The sequence below is a fragment of the Methylobacterium sp. Leaf361 genome (assembly GCF_001424445.1).
Taxonomy (GTDB): Bacteria; Pseudomonadota; Alphaproteobacteria; order Rhizobiales; family Beijerinckiaceae; genus Methylobacterium.
Window position 1 is genome coordinate 117386 of record NZ_LMPY01000004.1, and the last position, 16945, is coordinate 134330.

Below are 16945 nucleotides of genomic sequence, written 5' to 3' on the forward strand. Positions count from 1 at the left end.
TGCGCTCGTGATGACGGTGCGGGTCGCACCGCTCGGACGACGGATCAGACCAGCCTGAAGCGCAGCTCACCGAGCCCTTCCAGCTCGGACACGACCTCGTCGCCGGGTTTCAGCCACGCCCGGTCCTTGCGCGGGATCTTCTCGCCGAAGATCACCCCCTGCGGGGTCCCGGTGTAGAAGATGTCCCCCGGCTTCAGGGTCATCACCTTCGACGCGAAGCTGATCAGCTGGCGGCAGTTGAAGATCATGTCGTCGGTGCTCCAGTCCTGGCGCACCCGGCCGTTGACCAGCGTCTTGAGCTTGAGGTTGTTCGGGTCCTTCACCCGGTCGGCGGTCACCAGGTAGGGGCCGAGCGGCGCGAACCCGTCCGAGGTCTTGCCGATCATGAACTGCGAGGTCAGCGTCTGGAGGTCCCGGGCGCTGAAATCGTTGCCCGTGCAGTAGCCGGCGAGATAATCGAGGGCGTCCGCCTCGGACACGTTCCGGCACTCGCGGCCGAACACCATCACCAGCTCGGTCTCGTAGTCGAATTCCCGCGCCGCCTGAGTCGGCAGCGCGATCGTGCCGCCGTGGTGGTTCAGGGCGTTGTTGTACTTGTTGAACAGCGGCGGGTCCTTGGGGATCGGCGTGCCGGTCTCCTCCGCGTGGTGGCGGTAGTTGAAGCCCATCATGATGATCTTCTCGGGCCGCGTGACCACCGGCGCGTAGGCGACGCCGGCTTCCGGCAGCACGAAGCGCCCGTCGGGTGCGGCCTCGACCGCGTCGATCAGGGCGCGCAGGGCCGGGCCGCGCCCGTTCTGGAGAAGTTCGTCCATGTCTGCGGGGACCGGCATCCCGAGCGCCCGGCCGGCGGCCTCGACGTCGAGAACGCCGTCCTTCGTCTTCACGCCCAGGGCGTAGCCGTGGCCGCGGCGCATGTTGAGGAGGACCATGTCGCGGGGCATGCCGAAGGGCGGCGCCCCCGCCGGCGTGGATTTCGGAGCCGCCGTGCGCTCCTCGGCGGCCCGGGCCGGCGCCGCGGCGGCGGCGAGGCCCGCGGCCGTGGCGGTCAGGAATTCGCGTCGGTTGCCCATGCTGCCTCTCCTCCGGTCGGCCCGTCTGGTCGCGGGCGTGAACCGGAGGAGCCTGCACGGCCGGCCCCGCCGCCGCCAGCGCCCGCGGCGGGGGCGGGTGACGGCTCAGGCCGCCTGTGAGGCGGCGCCGAGTCCCCAGGCCCGCGCTAGCAGCGCGTAGGAGTCGTGCCGCGCCGCCTGATCGGGGATCGCCGAGACGATCATCAACTCGTCGGCCTGCGTGCGCCGGACCATCTCGGCGAGCCGGGCCCGCAGGGTCTCGGGGCCACCCACGTGCAGGCGGTCGCGGCCGCGCTCGATCTGCACCCGCTCGCCGTCGGAATACGGGTAGTCCAGCGCCTCGGCGAGGCTCGGCAGAGGCCGGTACTCGCCGCGCTCCCGACGCAGCGTCGCGAGCCGCGCGCTGGAGGCGAGGCGTTCGGCCTCCGCGTCCGTGGCGGCGCAGATCGCCGCCACCGCCAGGATCGCGTGGGGCTTCGCGCCGAGCCGCGTCGGCCGGAACCGGGTCCGGTAGTCCAGCATCGGCGGCTCCGCGGGCATCCCGGAGAAGTGCTGCGCGAAGCCGAAGCCGCAACCGATCTCGCCGGCGAGGCGGGCACTGTAGTCGGAGGAGCCGAGCAGGAAGATCGGCGGCAGCGGCACCCCCGCGGGGCTCGCCTCGATCCGCGCGAACGGGTGCCCCTCCGGGAAGCCGCCGTCCCAGAACAGCAGCTCCTGCAGGCGGTCGAGGAAGTCGTCCCCGCCCTCCCCCGGCGCTTCCCGGCGGCGCAGCGCCCGCGCGGTGAGGCCGTCGGTGCCGGGTGCGCGCCCCAGACCGAGGTCGATCCGGCCCGGGAACAGGGCCTCCAGCACCCGGAAGCGCTCGGCCACCATCAGCGGCGCGTGGTTCGGCAGCATGATGCCGCCCGAGCCGACCCGGATGTTGCGGGTCGCGGCGGCGATCTGGCCGATCATGATCTCGGGTGCCGGGCTCGCCACGTTGGGGAGCGCGTGGTGCTCGGCGAGCCAGTAGCGCCGGTAGCCGAGGTTATCGACGTGGCGGGCGAGGGCCAGCGTGTCGTGCAGCGCCCGCGCCGGGGTCGAGTCGGCGCTGACGAAGGAGAGGTCGAGGACGGAGAGCGGGGTCATGCCGGGTGAGATGGGGGTCTGGGCCGGCCGGTGCGAGGGCAGTTCGTCAGGACGGGGGCTCCTGAGCTTCTTCCGTGGTATCGCCTGGATAGACCGCCTCGAAATCGCGGCCGCCATAGAAGATATTGAGGATCCTCACGGATCCACGTTCCACGCGATAGGCGATCACAGCCGATCTCTCGAACGCCACCGTTCGCAAGCCTTCCAAGAGATCGTCACGGGGTCGGCCCGCATGCGGTGCGTGGCCAATTCGGTCGCACCGATCCTTGATCCGCTGCGTGAAGCGCTGCGCCGTCGCGACGTTCTGACTCCGCTGCAAGACCGTTCGGAAGATGCCGGCCAGATCGGCCTGCGCTTGAGGGCGAAACGCAACAGGCAGTCTACGCACGGCGGGTGTCGTGCCACGCTTCAGCGAACATCCTGTCGAGATCCTCTTGAACCTCTTCGATGCTCAGATCCGGCCGCGGATCGTCCAGGGAACGCCGGATGCGGGCGCGGATGTCATCGAGACGCTCGGCATCCTCGCGTCGCTGGCGTTGCAGGGCGTGCACGGCCTCGTCGAGCAGCGCGTCCACCGAAGCGTACTCACCGGCCTCGACGCTCTCCCGCACGGCGCGGAGCGTGTCCGGTGCCAGGGTGATGCTGATCGTCTCGCCCATCGGCAGGGCCTCTCGTTCCGTCCCGATTCCGAGGATCATAGCAGAAACGTCGCTCCCGCGCGCCGCCGCGGCGTCTCACGCTTGCCGGCTCAGCGTCCCGGGCCTAGGGTCCGCCGCGCCGCGGGGAAGCGGCGCCTGACCGCAAAAATCCGGAGCATCGCACGCCATGGCTCTCCTCGCCGACGTCCTCTCGCGGGTGAAGCCGTCCGCGACCATCGTGATGACCCAGAAGGCCCGGGACCTGAAGGCCTCCGGCGTCGACGTCATCAGCCTGTCGGTGGGTGAGCCCGACTTCGACACGCCCGAGCACATCAAGCAGGCCGCCATCGCGGCGATCCACCGGAACGAGACCCGCTACCCGCCGGTCTCCGGGATCGTGCCCCTGCGCGAGGCGATCGTGCGCAAGTTCAAGCGCGAGAACGGGCTCGACTACAAGGTCTCGCAGACCATCGTGGGCACCGGCGGCAAGCAGGTGCTGTACAACGCGTTCCTCGCCACGCTGAACCCCGGCGACGAGGTGGTGATCCCCCGCCCCTACTGGGTGTCCTACCCGGAGATGGTCGGGCTGTGCGGCGGGACGCCGGTCTTCGCCGACACCGACATGGCCAACGGCTTCAAGCTCCAGGCCGAGGAGCTCGACCGGGTGCTGACCCCGAAGACCAAGTGGATCGTCCTCAACTCGCCCTCGAACCCGTCGGGCGCCGCCTATTCCCGCGCGGAGATGAAGGCGCTCACCGACGTGCTGCTCCGCTACCCGGACGTGCACATCCTCACCGACGACATCTACGAGCACCTGACCTACGGCGACTTCGAGTTCGTCACCCCGGCCCAGGTCGAGCCGCAGCTCCTCGAGCGGACGCTGACCATGAACGGCGTCTCGAAGGGCTACGCCATGACCGGCTGGCGCATCGGCTACGCGGCCGGGCCAGAGGCGCTCATCAAGGCGATGGACTTCGTCCAGGGCCAGCAGACCTCCGGCGCCAGCACGATCGCGCAGTGGGCGGCAGTGGCCGCCCTCGACGGGCCGCAGGACCACCTCGCCACGTTCCGGGCCGCCTTCCAGGGCCGGCGCGACCTCGTCGTGTCGATGCTCAACCAGACCAACGGGCTGACCTGCCCGACGCCGGAGGGCGCGTTCTACGTCTACCCGTCCTGCGCGGCGCTGATCGGCAAGCGGACCGAGGCCGGCAAGACCATCGAGACCGACGAGGACTTCGTCATGGAGCTGCTCCAGGCCGAGGGCGTGGCGGCGGTCCACGGCTCGGCCTTCGGCCTCGGCCCGAACCTGCGCATCTCCTACGCGACGTCGAACGCGGTGCTGGAGGAGGCCTGCCGGCGCATCCAGCGCTTCTGCGGCTCGCTGCGGTAGCGGCCCCGAGGTCCCGGAGGCGTCCCGTGCCCACGATCGCGGTGATCGCCCCGGGCGCCATGGGCAGCGCCGTCGGGGCCCGGCTCGCCGGGCACGGCGCCCGGGTGCTGACCTCCCTGAACGGGCGCGGGGCGGCGAGCCGCGCCCGGGCCGCGGCCGCCGGCATGGCGCATGCCGGGGACGGCGACCTCGCCGCCGCCGACCTCCTGCTCTCCATCGTGCCGCCCGCCGACGCGGAGGCGCTGGCCCGCCGGCTCGCGCCCGCCCTGGCGGCGGCCCCGCGCAAGCCGGTCTACATCGACGCCAACGCCGTCAGCCCGGAGACGGTCGGGCGCGTCGCCGGGATCGTCGCGGCCACCGGCGCGCCGTTCCTCGACGGGGCGATCCTGGGCCTGCCGCCGAAGCCCGGCGCCAAGGGGCCGCGCGTCTACGTCTCGGGTCCCGAGACGGCCCCGGCCCTGGTCCTGCGCGACCTGGGCCTCGACCTGCGCGTCTGCCCCGGCGCGGTCGGCGCCGCCTCCAGCCTGAAGATGAGCTATGCCGGCCTCAACAAGGGCCTGACGGCGCTCGCCGCGCTCGTGATCGGCGCCGCCGAGCGCGCCGGCGCCGGGGAAGCGCTGCTGGCCGAGCTCGCCGAGAACGAGCCGGCGCTGCTGGCCCGGTTCGCCAGGGGGCTGCCCGACATGGTGCCGAAGGCCTATCGCTGGGCGCCCGAGATGGAGGAGATCGCCGGGTTCCTCGGGCCCGACGCGGCCGGGCGGCAGGTCTTCTCCGGCTACGCCGCGCTCTACCGGCGCCTCGCCGCGGAGGACGGCGCGGACGAGATCGCCGCGCTGATGCGCTTCGCCGCGGCCGCGGCGGAGCACTGATCGCCGCGGGGCCCCGGAAACGGCCCCGCCTCTGTTGCCGGCTCGGCTGTCACCCTCTACACGGGCTGTCCCCAGCGGCCGATGCGCCTGAAGGTTTCGCGAGCCCGCTCGGGCCTGCATGGCGGCGGGGTCGGCAGTGACGGGACGGTCCGGACCAGTTCTCTGGGCCGTTCCTGTGAGGCTCAGTGGGCCGAGTCGCTGCAGGAGTGTCGGGAGCGCGGGGAACAGGAACCGCGGGTCCGGCGCATGGCCCACATGATTTCCCACCCGATTCCGCCCGCGAGACGGGTCGCGGGCGCGGGTCCCTGCCCCGTTCCGGGACAGCGTCGTCCGGGTCCGTTGCGGCTTCGTTCACGCTCCCGCGCGATGATGCGTCCGGGCCGGGGATCCGGTTCCGCGTAACCGCGTTCTCTCGGGCCTGACGACCATGCGAGCCCTGCTCACCAGCGGCATCAAGGCGATCCTCGGCATCGCCGCGCTCTCCACCGCCGCGCACTGGACCCTGCGGGTGCAGCGCGAGTCCGCCGCCCCCGCGGTCGCGACGGCGAGCCTCGCCGAGCCCATCGCGACCGGCTCCATCGAGCCGCGCCGGGTCGAACGGGCCGCCGCGCTGGCGCCCGCGCCGGTCGCCGCGGCGGCGCCTGTTCCCGCTGCGCCCGCGCGCGCCGCCGCGGGGCTCGACCAGTCGCACCTCGCCGCCCTGATCGCCGGCGCGACGCCGCCCAAGCCGAAGCTCGCCAAGGCCGCCACCAAGACGGCCTCCGCCGAGAAGGCCCCCGCCGCCGAGAAGGTCGCGGCGAAGCGCTGAGCCGCCGCCGGCGCGGGCGACCGTGCCGGCTGCATGGTTCCCCTGCGCGCCGGCCGATACCCGTGCGGCGCCGGGCGTGGCAGGGGTTTCAGCCTCTACCGAGATTGGTCAGGCATGAGCACGCAGGTCGCGACCTCCGTCCCCGACGACAGCGCCGCGCCGCGCGCCGCTCCGGAGGCCGACCTCGCCGGCCGCCGGCGGATCGTCGGCATCGCCCTGATGTGCGGGGCCGTCGCCTTCTTCGCGAGCCTCGACGCCTGCGGCAAGACCCTGGCGCGGGCCGGCGTCGATCCCCTGGTCACCACCTTCATGCGCTACGCGGCGAGCGTCGCCATGATCTCGCTGTTCATCAACCCGGTGCGCACGCCGGGCGTCGTGAAGAGCCGGCGCCTGCCGCTGCAGATCGCGCGCTCCCTGCTGCTCTTCGCCTCCACGGCGCTCAACTTCCTGGCCCTGCGCTACCTGCAGCTCGCCGAGACGATCTCGATCCAGTTCGCCGCGCCGCTCACCGTGGCGCTGCTCGCCGGGCCGCTGCTCGGCGAGTGGTCGTCGCGGGCGCGGCTAGCGGCGATCGGCGTCGGCTTCCTGGGCGTGCTGGTGATCGTGCGGCCGGGCGTCGGCGGCATGCATCCGGCCGCGCTGCTCTGCGTCGCCAACGTGGTAGTCTACGCCTTCTACGCGATCATCACGCGCAAGCTCGCGGCCTACGACTCGACCGCCACGACCATGTTCTACACGGGCCTCGCGGGACTCGCGCTGATGGCCCCGCTCCTGCCGTGGATCTGGACGAGCCCGGCGAGCCTGACCCACTGGGCGCTGCTGTTCGGGGTCGCGCTGTTCGGGACGCTCGGCCACTGGCTGCTGGTGATGGCCCATGCTCGGGCTCCGGCCAACGTGCTGGCGCCGTTCATCTACACGCAGCTGCTGTGGTCGGTGACGCTCGGCTTCCTGCTGTTCGGCGACGTCCCGAGCCGCTGGACCGTGGCGGGCGCCATGATCGTTGTCGGCTCCGGCCTGTACCTCCTAGCGCAGGAGACGATCCGCCGGGAGGCGCGGCCGGCCGCCTGAGGCGACTGGCCGGACCCTGTTACGGGACCCTGTCAGCGGCCGAGGCGCGCTCAGCGACGCTCCTGGCGCTCTATCCGCTCCTCGCGGCGGTTCTCGCGGGCCCGGCGGGCCGGGTCGGGATCGGTGCCGAGCACACCGCCGACCGTGCCGGTCGCCGCGCCGACCGCGCCGCCGACGACCCCGCCCACGGGGCCGGCCGCGGCCGTGCCGTCCTCGACGCCGCGCTGGGCGCCGCGCGCCGTGCCCTGGGCCTCCGCGGCGCCCGCGTAGGCCAGCGGCGCGAGGGCGAGGGTCGCGATCAGAAGCTTCTTCATGGGGCTACTCCCGGATGTCTGTCCGAATCGGCTCCGCGCCGCCGCGGCGGGCGGAGGGTGTGTCGGTCAACGGTTCAGACGCCGATTGGTCCCATCCGCGGTCACGGGCGCGTGATCCGCGCTGCCGCTGGCCTCGGGCCGGGTCGGCTGGTAGAGAACCCGTCATGCACGCTTCGCGCGCCCTGCGCGGCCCCGGCCGCCCGATCCGAATTACCGGCCCGGCCTCCGCCTGAGGGCCCGCTCCAGCGCGGCCGCGCGGAGGTCCGGGATCCTCCTGCCGCCCGACCCGATTCCGCCGGCCCGACGCTGCCGGCCCGACCGCCGATGCGAGATCCGATGACCGCCCCCGAGACCGCGCCCGCCCGCGACTATTCCAAGACCCTGTTCCTGCCGCAGACCGAGTTCCCGATGCGCGCCGGCCTGCCGGTGCGCGAGCCGCTCTTCATCGAGCGCTGGAAGCGGATGGACCTCTACGGCAAGCTGCGCGCCCGCGGCCAGGGCCGGCCGAAATTCGTGCTCCACGACGGCCCGCCCTACGCCAACGGCAACATCCACATCGGCACGGCGCTCAACAAGATCCTCAAGGACGTGGTGGTCCGCTCGCAGACCGCCCTCGGCTTCGACGCCAACTACGTCCCGGGCTGGGACTGCCACGGCCTGCCGATCGAGTGGAAGATCGAGGAGCAGTACCGCGCCAAGGGCCGCAACAAGGACGATGTGCCGGTGATCGAGTTCCGGCAGGAATGCCGGACCTTCGCGGCCCAGTGGCTCGACGTGCAGCGCGAGGAGTTCAAGCGGCTCGGCGTCACCGGCGATTGGGACCATCCCTACGCCACCATGGCGTTCCCGGCCGAGGCCGTGATCGCCGACGAGCTGATGAAGTTCTCGATGAGCGGCCAGCTCTATCGCGGCTCCAAGCCGGTGATGTGGTCGGTGGTCGAGAAGACCGCGCTGGCCGAAGCCGAGGTCGAGTACGAGGAGCACGTCAGCGACACGATTTTTTGCGCGTTTCCGATCCGGTCCGGCGCCGAGGGCGATCTCGCGCAGGCGCGGGTGGTGATCTGGACGACCACTCCGTGGACGATCCCGGGCAACCGCGCCGTCGCGTTCTCGAAGAAGATCGCCTACGGCCTGTACCGGGTCACGGAGGCGCCGGCCGACAACTGGGCGGTGCCCGGCCAGACCTACCTGCTCGCCGACAGCCTGGCCGCGACCGTGTTCAAGGCCGCCCGGGTCGAGGCGTTCGCGCGCGTCGCCGACGTGAGCCCTTCGACGCTCGCCGGCCTGACCCTGGACCACCCGCTGGCCAAGCTCGGCTATGGCTTCGCCGTGCCGATGCTCGACGGCGACCACGTCACCGACGAGTCCGGCACGGGCTTCGTCCACACGGCGCCGAGCCACGGCCGCGAGGATTTCGAGCTCTGGATGGCGAGCGGCCGGCTGCTGCGCGAGCGCGGCATCGACGCGACCATCCCCTACACGGTCGACGCCGACAGCGTGCTCACGGAGGCCGCTCCGGGCTTCACCGGCACCCGCGTGCTCACCGCCAAGGGCGAGAAGGGCGACGCCAACAAGGCGGTCATCGCCGCGCTGACGGAGGCCGGGGCGCTGATCGCCCGCGGGGTGCTGCGCCACCAGTACCCGCATTCCTGGCGGTCCAAGAAGCCGGTGATCTTCCGCAACACGCCGCAATGGTTCATCGCCATGGACCGGCCGGTGGATTCGCTGGGCAACCGGTCGCTGCGCGAGGTGGCGCTCCAGGGCATCGACGACACCCAGTGGGTGCCGACGCAAGGAAAGAACCGCATCACCGGCATGGTCGCCAACCGGCCGGACTGGGTGGTCTCGCGCCAGCGCGCCTGGGGCGTGCCGATCACCGTCTTCGTCCACCGCGACACCGCCGAGATCCTGAAGGACGACGCCGTCAACGCCCGCATCCGCGATGCCTTCGCGGCCGAGGGCGCCGACGCGTGGTTCCGGGACGACGCCGCGCAGCGCTTCCTGGCGCCCGACCACGACCCTGCGTCCTACGAGAAGGTCACCGACGTCCTCGACGTCTGGTTCGATTCCGGATCGACCCACGCCTTCGTGCTCGACGATCCGGAGGCCTTCCCGGGGCTGGCCGGGGTGAAGCGCGTCCGCGACGGCGGCCAGGACCGGGTCATGTACCTGGAGGGCTCCGACCAGCACCGCGGCTGGTTCCAGTCCTCACTGCTCGAATCCGCCGGGACCCGCGGCCGGGCGCCCTACGACATCGTCCTGACCCACGGCTTCGTGCTCGACGGCAAGGGCCTGAAGATGTCGAAGTCGAAGGGCAACGTCGTCGCACCGCAGAGCGTCATCAAGGATTCGGGCGCCGACATCCTGCGCCTGTGGGTCGCCGCCTCCGACTACACGGATGACCTGCGCATCGGCCCGGAGATCATCAAGACCTTCGCGGAGACCTACCGGAAGCTGCGCAACTCCCTGCGCTGGATGCTGGGCTCGCTGGCCCACCGGGTCCAGGGCGACGACGTGGCCTACGCCGACATGCCGGAGCTGGAGCGGCTGATCCTGCACCGGCTCGCCGAGCTCGACGGCGAGATCCGCGAGGCCTACGCGGCGTTCGACACCAAGCGGGTGGTGGCGCTGCTCAACGGCTTCATGACCGGCGACCTGTCGTCCTTCTACTTCGACGTGCGCAAGGACGCCCTGTACTGCGATCCCGTATCCTCGGTCCGCCGGCGGGCGGCGCTGCAGGTGATCGACGAGGCCTTCCGCCGGGTGACGATCTGGCTCGCCCCGGTGCTCGCCTTCACCGCCGAGGAGGCGTGGCTCGACCGCTACCCGTCCGAGGACGGCTCGGTGCATCTCCAGACCCTGCCGGAGACTCCGGCTGACTGGCTCGACGCCCCCCTCGCGGAGCGCTGGCAAAAAATCCGGCGGGTGCGGCGGGTGGTCACCGGCGCCCTGGAGATCGAGCGCGCGGCCAAGCGCATCGGCGCGAGCCTGGAGGCGGCGCCGACGGTCTACGTGGCGGATCCGGAGCTTCTCGCGGCGCTCGAGGGCTGCGACTTCGCCGATACCTGCATCACCTCGGCCATCGCCGTGGTGGCGGGCGAGGGCCCGGCCGAGGCCTTCCGCCTCGACGAGGTGCGCGGCGTGGCGGTGGTGCCGAGCCCGGCCGAGGGCCGCAAATGTGCCCGCTCCTGGCGGGTCAGCCCGGAGGTGGGCAGCGACCCGGACTACCCGGACGTGACGCCCCGCGACGCCCAGGCCCTGCGCGAGTGGGACGCGGCGCATCCGGAGGCGAGCGCGGCGTGAGGGCGTTCCGCGTCGTCGGCGGCGCCACCCCCTCTCCCCGCCCGCGGGGAGCAGGGGGCGCCGGCCCGGGCCGAGTGCGCCGCCCGTGACGCCCTTCCGCGCCGGCCTCCTGGCCCTCGTCCTCACCCTGGTCCTCGACCAGGCCAGCAAGCTCGGCCTCTATTTCGGCACCGACCTCGTGCTGACGCAGCCCTGGCGGCTGGCGCCCTTCGCCGACTTCGTCGTGGTCTGGAACCGGGGCGTCTCCTACGGGCTGTTCCAGCAGGAGGGCGGGATCGGCCGCTGGCTCCTCGTGGCCCTGTCGCTCGCCGCCGCCCTCGGCCTCGGGATCTGGATGCGCCGGGCCACGTCGCGGCTCCTCGGGATCGCCCTCGGGCTGATCGTCGGGGGGGCGCTCGGCAACGCCATCGACCGGGCCGCCTACGGCGCCGTCTTCGATTTCGTCCACCTGCATGCCGGCGGCTGGTCCTGGTACGTGTTCAACGTCGCCGACGCGGCGATCGTGGCCGGCGTGATCGGCCTGATCCTCGACAGCCTGTCCCCGGACGGCCGCAGGGGCCGGGCGTCCCCGCCGCAGGGCGACCCGGCGCCGCGCCTGTGATCCCTGCAACACACAGGTCCTCCCGCGTCCCCCTCCTGGCGCGACGCAGTCAAGGCGCCATACGATCGCCGGAAACCGGTCTCAGGCCGGGACCTGTCGGATCGGGCCGCGCCGCGGCCTTCCCAGAGCCGGACGCTCCGTCCGGAACCCGTGAGGCAGCATGACCGGGCATCGCAGGCTTCGTCCCCTCCTCTCCGCCGCGGTGGCCCTGGCACCGCTCTGCGTCGTCGGTGCCGCGCACGCGCAGGAGCGCGGCGAGTTCATGCGCGACGCCCTGTCGGGCATCGGCCTCCTGGAGAAGCGCCAGGATCCGATCGACTATCACGAGCGGCCGCCGCTGGTGATGCCGCCCAAGATCGACGGCAAGGCCCTGCCGCAGCCGCGGGCGCGCTCCACCAGCACCGCCTGGCCGAAGGATCCCGAGATCGTGGAGCGCGAGCGCGCCGCCGTGGAGCGGCGCAATCCCAAGGGCTCCCAGGCCCAGGGCCGCTACGACGACAACAACGCGACGCTCTCCGTAGAGGAGATGCGCGGCGGCCGCCGTGCCGGCGCGGGCCTGACGACCACCGCCGAGCGCAAGCCCGGCGACAACAACCGCGACGACAGCCTGCTCAGCCCCTTCGAGCTGCTCAAGGGCAAGAGCGCCAACGCCGAGCCCTCCGACATCGAGCCGAGCCGCGACACGCTCACGGACCCGCCGACCGGGTACCGGCAGTCGCCCAAGCAGCTGGCCCGGCCGCCGTCGAGCGACCCGATCAACAACGCCAGCCGCGAGCGCGAGGAGTCGGATCCCCGCGCGTATCTCCGTCAGCGCGCGCAGCAGTGACGGGGGCGCCGTGTCGCCGTTGCAACGGCGCCGCGGCGTGGCAACATGAGATGATCGTCCCGGTGCGGTTCTTGCGCCCCGGTGACCAGGACGGCCCCGATCCGCGCGCGCATCCCGACGCGGGACGCTTCGATCCGGGGCCGGCAGAAGGAAAGCGGAATGCACCTGTTCAGGAAGGCGACGCCCACCCTCTTCCCGCTGCGTCCGGGCTCGCCCTACGGCGGCAGCGCCGGCCGGGGCGAGGCCGCGCCGTTCGGGCGTTCCGAGGCGGGCGGACCGGAAGTGACGGCCTTCACCCTCGACAACGGCCTCGACGTGGTGGTCGTCCCCGACCACCGGGCCCCCGTCGCCACCCACATGATCTGGTACCGCAACGGTTCGGCCGATGATCCGCTCGGCCAGTCGGGCATCGCCCACTTCCTCGAGCACCTGATGTTCAAGGGCACCGAGAAGCACCCGGTCGGGGCCTTCTCCAAGGCGGTGTCGGGCCTGGGCGGCCAGGAGAACGCCTTCACCAGCTACGACTACACCGCCTACTTCCAGCGGGTCGCCCGGGACCACCTAGGCACCATGATGGAATTCGAGGCGGACCGCATGAGCGGCCTCGTCCTCGACGACGCCGTCGTCGCCCCCGAGCGCGACGTCGTGCTGGAGGAGCGGCGCATGCGGGTCGAGACCGACCCCTCCGCCCAGCTCTCCGAGGCGATGGCCGCCGGCCTGTTCGTGCACCATCCCTACGGCATCCCGATCATCGGCTGGATGCACGAGATCGAGGGCCTGAACCGCGAGCACGCGCTGGCCTACTACAAGCGCTTCTACACCCCCGAGAACGCCATCCTGGTGGTGGCCGGCGACGTCACGCCCGACGAGGTCCGGCGCCTCGCCGAGACCACCTACGGCCGCGTGACGCCCCAGGGCGCCCGCCCCGAGCGCCTGCGGGCGCGGGAGCCGGAGCCGAAGGCCCTGCGCCGCGTCGCCGTCGCCGACCCGAAGGTCGAGCAGCCGACCCTGCAGCGCCTCTACCTGACCCCCTCCTGCATCACCGCCCGGGACGGCGGCTGCCACGACCTCGAGCTGCTGGCCGAGGTGCTGGGCGGCGGCTCGACCTCGTACCTCTACCGCAAGCTGGTCATGGAGACCGGCCTCGCGGTGAATGCCGGCGCCTGGTACATGGGCTCGGCGATCGACGACACCCGCTTCTCCGTCTACGCGGTGCCCGCCGAGGGCGTGCCGCTGGAGAAGCTGGAGGAGGCCGTCGACAGGGTGCTGCGCCGCGCCCCCGCGGAGGCCCTGGACGCCGAGGCGATCGAGCGCGCCAAGACCCGCCTCGTGGCCGAGACCGTCTACTCCTCCGACAGCCAGTCGTCGCTGGCCCGCATCTACGGCTCGGCGCTGGCGATCGGCGAGACCATCGAGGAGGTCCGCCGCTGGCCGACCGACATCGAGGGGGTGACGCAGGCGCGTCTCAAGGGCGCCGCCGAGCGCTGGCTGACGCCGGCCCGCTCGGTCACCGGTTACCTGACCAAGGCGCAGGATCCCGACGCCCCGGTCGCGATGGCCGCCGAGTAACCCCGGGTGCGTCCCGCCGGGCCCGTGACGGGTCCGGGCGGGGCGCTCTGCCGAACGGGAGCCCTGGCCCGCTCCGCCGTCGCCCGAGATAGAGACACGAGGTTCCCATGAGCTTGGCCGAGACTCTGGTCGAGACCACCGCCCAAACCGTCAGCTCGCCCACCACGGCGCTGACGGTGACGACCGCCGCCGGCATCGAGGCGTGGCACGTCGAGTCGCCGGTGGTGCCGATGATCGCCCTGGCCTTCACCTTCGAGGGCGGCGCCGCCCAGGACCCGGCCGGCAAGGCCGGCTGCGCGCAGATGCTGGCGCGGCTCCTCGACGAGGGCGCCGGCGATCTGACCTCCGACCTGTTCCAGGAGCGGCTCGCCGCCCGGGCAATCGAGCTGTCGTTCCACGCGGGGGCCGACGCGGTCGGCGGCTCGCTGAAGATGCTGGTCAAGCACGCCGACGAGGGCATCGCGCTCCTCGCCCTGGCGCTGGCCAAGCCCCGCCTCGACCCCGACGCGATCGAGCGCGTCCGCGCCCAGATCATCGCCGGCCTGCGCTATCAGCAGAACGATCCGGGCGTGCTGGCCTCCCGCCGCTTCTTCAAGGAGGCGTTCGCCGGCCATCCCTACGCCCGCCCGTCCTCCGGCACCGTGGAGAGCGTGACGGCGATCACCCGGGACGACCTGCTGGCGATGCACGCCCGCATCATCGGCCGCGGCCGGGTGAAGGTGGCGGCGGTCGGCGCCATCGGCGCCGAGCAGCTCGCCGAGGGCCTGAACCGCGCCTTCGGGACCCTGCCGGAGGCCGGGGCGCTGAAGGCGGTGCCGCGCACCGAGATTCACGATCTCGGCAAGCGCGTCGTCGTCGACCTCGACGTGCCCCAGTCGGTGATCCGGTTCGGCATGGCCGGCGTGCCGTGGCGCGACCCGGACTTCATCCCGGCCTACGTTCTGAACCACATCCTCGGCGGCGGCGCCTTCACGTCCCGCCTGTTCCAGGAGGTGCGCGAGAAGCGCGGCCTCGCCTACTCGGTCGGGACCTCGCTCGTCAGCCACCGCTCGGCCGCGATGACCTGGGGTTACACCGCCACCAAGAACGAGCGCGTCGGCGAGGCCCTGTCGGTGATCGGCGACGAGATAGGCCGGCTGATCACGGACGGCCCGGACGACGAGGAGCTGCAGAAGGCCAAGGATTACCTGACCGGCTCCTACGCCCTCGGCTTCGACACCTCGACCAAGATCGCCCACCAGCTGGTGCAGATCGCCTTCGAGGAGCTGGGCATGGACTACATCGCCCGGCGCAACGCGATGGTCTCGGCCGTGACCCAGGCGGATATCCGCCGGGCCGCCGCCCGCACCTTCGCGGACGGCAAGATGCTGGTGGTCGCCGCCGGCCGGCCGGTCGGGCTCTGAGGGCGCCCGCGCCCTGTCGCCTGAGATGCGGGTGATCGAACTTGTGCCGGACGACGTGGCCGATCTGATCGAGGCGCGCGGAGATCTTGCGACGGGGGCCGAGATCGAGGCCGTCCTGTCGAAGTAGCGGCTCTGATACCGTTTACCGGCGCGGCCGTCTTTGCGAGCGAAGCGAAGCAATCCAGTCGGTGCGACGCTTCCGGTGGGCGCGCTGATCCGGGGTCACTTCGCTGCGCTCGTGATGACGCCGCGGGCGGGCCTCAACCGATGGCCGTGCTCAGGATCTCCAGCTCGGACCGGTGTTGCAGTCCGAGCCAGAACTCCGCGCTCGTTCCGAGATGGCGGCCGAGGCGCAGGGCCGTACCGGTGGATATCCCGATCTGCCCGGCGGCGACCCGCTCGAGAGAGTGCCCGGAACGTGGCGCGCGGGCGCGATCCGCGATCGATGCGGCAGACGATCCCGAGAGAATCGGAAGATCGTCCCACAGGGCCGCGCCGGGATGCAGCGGCGGCAGAATGGCGTCGGCTCCGTCCATCGGGACCCTGCCCTCGCAACGCCACCCCCGATCCCCACCTTAGCCAGATCGGCCGCAGCCCCCAGGACCGACATGCAGCTCACCGGCATCCACCATCTCACCGCGGTGACCGCCCGCGCGGCGGAGAACGTCGCCTTCTACACGGGCACGCTCGGCCTGCGACTCGTGAAGAAGACGGTGAACCAGGACGACGTCTCGGCCTACCACCTGTTCTACGCCGACGGGCTGGCGAGCCCCGGCACCGACATCACCTTCTTCGACTGGCCGGCGCCCCGGGAGCGGCGGGGCTCCGGCAGCATCACCCGCACGCACCTGCGCGTCCCGGGCGAGGGCGCGGTCGCGTGGTGGCACGCGCGCCTGCGCGAGGCCGGGATCGTCGAGGCCGAGCCCGCCGCGCGCGACGGGCGCCTCACCCTCGATTTCGAGGATCCGGAGGGCCAGCGCCTCGCCCTGGTGGACGATGGCGGGACCGGGCCGGAGCATCCCTGGGACGGCTCGCCCGTGCCGGCCGCCTACCAGATCCGCGGCCTCGGCCCGATCCGGCTGTCGGTGCCGGACCCGGCCCGCACCGCCGCCGTGCTGACCGAGGTGCTCGGCCTGCGCCGGGACCGCGCCTTCGAGACGGGCGACGGCCCGGTGGAGGTCTACGCGATGGGACCCGGCGGCCCGGCCGCCGAGCTCCAACTCCTGGCCGACCGGTCCGCGCCGGCCCGCCAGGGCGCGGGCGCGGTCCACCACGTCGCCTTCCGCATCCCGGACGGGGATTACGAGGCCTGGGCCGACAGGCTCCGGGCGGCGCGGGTGCCGAGCAGCGGGCCTGTGGACCGCTACTACTTCCGCAGCCTCTATTTCCGCGAGCCCAACGGCATCCTGTTCGAGATCGCCACCGACGGACCGGGTTTCACCGCGGACGAGCCCCTGGAGACCCTGGGCGAGCGCCTGGCCCTGCCGCCGTTCCTGGAGCCGCGCCGGGCCGAGATCGAGGCCGGGCTCGCGCCGCTCCGGCCCGCCGCCCCCGTCTGAGCGCGGCGCGGGGCCGGCTCTGCGGCAACCCTCCCATGTCCGGAACGGCGCTGCGGAGCGTCCGCGAAGACGCTAAATCTTCGAACGATTCCAGGCCGTTCACTTCTTTCGCCAGTGTGATCCCGGCACGCCTTGACGGACGTGCTGCAACTGCGAAAGAAGCGGCGCGCGTGTGTTTGCAACCGGATCCGGGCGGGTTCCCTGCCGAGGATCCACCCCCGCCCGAGCGGGGCGGCGGGGATCCCCCGCACCACGGGCCCCGAATCGTCGGGGCCGTGTGCCGAGCGTCAGAGGATTCGAGGACTGATCCGTCGATGAGCAAGTTCTACGAGGAGCGCGTTCTGTCGGTCCACCACTGGACCGACAACCTGTTCTCGTTCCGCACGACGCGGGATC

16 protein-coding genes and 1 pseudogene are annotated in these 16945 nt (G+C 72.3%); 11 read left to right on the forward strand and 6 right to left on the reverse strand.

The genetic code is table 11. From position 1 onward, the window contains the following. Positions 1-44: 44 nt before the first annotated feature. The 4 genes from ASG32_RS05580 to ASG32_RS05590 form a co-directional block, all read right to left on the reverse strand. Positions 45-1073: a fumarylacetoacetate hydrolase family protein gene (locus tag ASG32_RS05580; protein WP_056523372.1), complete on the reverse strand. Its 1029-nt coding sequence runs from the start codon at positions 1071-1073 to the stop codon at positions 45-47. A 105-nt stretch (positions 1074-1178) separates the two neighbouring features. Then, entirely contained in the window at positions 1179-2201 is a 1023-nt protein-coding gene (locus tag ASG32_RS05585; protein ID WP_056523373.1) for an LLM class flavin-dependent oxidoreductase, read from the reverse strand. Between the two features lie 46 nt (positions 2202-2247). Continuing rightward, positions 2248-2589, reverse strand: coding sequence for a type II toxin-antitoxin system RelE/ParE family toxin (locus tag ASG32_RS32190; protein WP_026604932.1), 342 nt, complete (start codon positions 2587-2589; stop codon positions 2248-2250). Next, positions 2582-2866 (reverse strand): hypothetical protein, encoded by a 285-nt coding sequence (locus tag ASG32_RS05590; RefSeq protein WP_056523412.1) that lies wholly within the window; start codon positions 2864-2866, stop codon positions 2582-2584. Before ASG32_RS05590 ends, ASG32_RS32190 begins: the two co-directional genes overlap by 8 nt. Before the next feature lie 160 nt (positions 2867-3026). On the opposite strand from ASG32_RS05590, the gene ASG32_RS05595 reads away from it, so the two are divergent. From ASG32_RS05595 to ASG32_RS05610, 4 genes are all read left to right on the forward strand, one after another. After that, on the forward strand, positions 3027-4229 hold the full coding sequence (locus ASG32_RS05595; protein ID WP_056523375.1) for a pyridoxal phosphate-dependent aminotransferase: 1203 nt from the start codon (positions 3027-3029) through the stop codon (positions 4227-4229). A gap of 26 nt (positions 4230-4255) precedes the next feature. Continuing rightward, a complete protein-coding gene (locus ASG32_RS05600; RefSeq protein ID WP_056523377.1) occupies positions 4256-5098 on the forward strand; it encodes an NAD(P)-dependent oxidoreductase in 843 nt (280 codons plus the stop codon). Positions 5099-5525: 427 nt separating this feature from the next. Then, on the forward strand, positions 5526-5906 hold the full coding sequence (locus tag ASG32_RS05605) for a hypothetical protein (RefSeq protein WP_056523379.1): 381 nt from the start codon (positions 5526-5528) through the stop codon (positions 5904-5906). Positions 5907-6020: 114 nt separating this feature from the next. Next, on the forward strand, positions 6021-6974 hold the full coding sequence (locus ASG32_RS05610; RefSeq protein ID WP_056523381.1) for a DMT family transporter: 954 nt from the start codon (positions 6021-6023) through the stop codon (positions 6972-6974). A 50-nt stretch (positions 6975-7024) separates the two neighbouring features. Here ASG32_RS05610 and ASG32_RS05615 read toward each other — a convergent pair whose 3' ends face one another. Then, positions 7025-7288 (reverse strand): hypothetical protein, encoded by a 264-nt coding sequence (locus ASG32_RS05615; RefSeq protein ID WP_056523383.1) that lies wholly within the window; start codon positions 7286-7288, stop codon positions 7025-7027. Between the two features lie 336 nt (positions 7289-7624). On the opposite strand from ASG32_RS05615, the gene ileS reads away from it, so the two are divergent. From ileS to ASG32_RS05640, 5 genes are all read left to right on the forward strand, one after another. Continuing rightward, positions 7625-10591, forward strand: coding sequence for an isoleucine--tRNA ligase (gene ileS / locus ASG32_RS05620; RefSeq protein WP_107351925.1), 2967 nt, complete (start codon positions 7625-7627; stop codon positions 10589-10591). Between the two features lie 85 nt (positions 10592-10676). Continuing rightward, positions 10677-11192 carry a signal peptidase II gene (lspA, locus tag ASG32_RS05625; protein ID WP_020093176.1) on the forward strand — a complete coding sequence of 172 codons (516 nt, stop codon included), beginning with the start codon at positions 10677-10679 and terminating at the stop codon, positions 11190-11192. A 160-nt stretch (positions 11193-11352) separates the two neighbouring features. After that, positions 11353-12018: a hypothetical protein gene (locus ASG32_RS05630; protein WP_020093175.1), complete on the forward strand. Its 666-nt coding sequence runs from the start codon at positions 11353-11355 to the stop codon at positions 12016-12018. Between the two features lie 159 nt (positions 12019-12177). Then, positions 12178-13587 (forward strand): pitrilysin family protein, encoded by a 1410-nt coding sequence (locus ASG32_RS05635; RefSeq protein WP_020093174.1) that lies wholly within the window; start codon positions 12178-12180, stop codon positions 13585-13587. Positions 13588-13694: 107 nt separating this feature from the next. After that, positions 13695-14990, forward strand: a complete 1296-nt coding sequence (locus ASG32_RS05640; RefSeq protein WP_056523387.1) for a pitrilysin family protein — start codon at positions 13695-13697, stop codon at positions 14988-14990. Between the two features lie 260 nt (positions 14991-15250). Here the strand turns inward: ASG32_RS05640 and ASG32_RS05645 are convergent, their stop codons facing one another. Continuing rightward, positions 15251-15526, reverse strand: a complete 276-nt coding sequence (locus tag ASG32_RS05645; protein WP_056523389.1) for a hypothetical protein — start codon at positions 15524-15526, stop codon at positions 15251-15253. Positions 15527-15598: 72 nt separating this feature from the next. Here ASG32_RS05645 and ASG32_RS05650 point away from each other — a divergent pair, with 72 nt between their 5' ends. Both ASG32_RS05650 and ASG32_RS34370 read left to right on the forward strand, forming a co-directional pair. Further along, the gene (locus ASG32_RS05650; RefSeq protein ID WP_056523391.1) at positions 15599-16549 is read left to right on the forward strand and encodes a ring-cleaving dioxygenase; all 951 of its coding nucleotides are present in this window, start codon (positions 15599-15601) and stop codon (positions 16547-16549) included. A gap of 314 nt (positions 16550-16863) precedes the next feature. Further along, positions 16864-16945, forward strand: a pseudogene (locus tag ASG32_RS34370) (ferredoxin--NADP reductase); the annotation flags it as partial.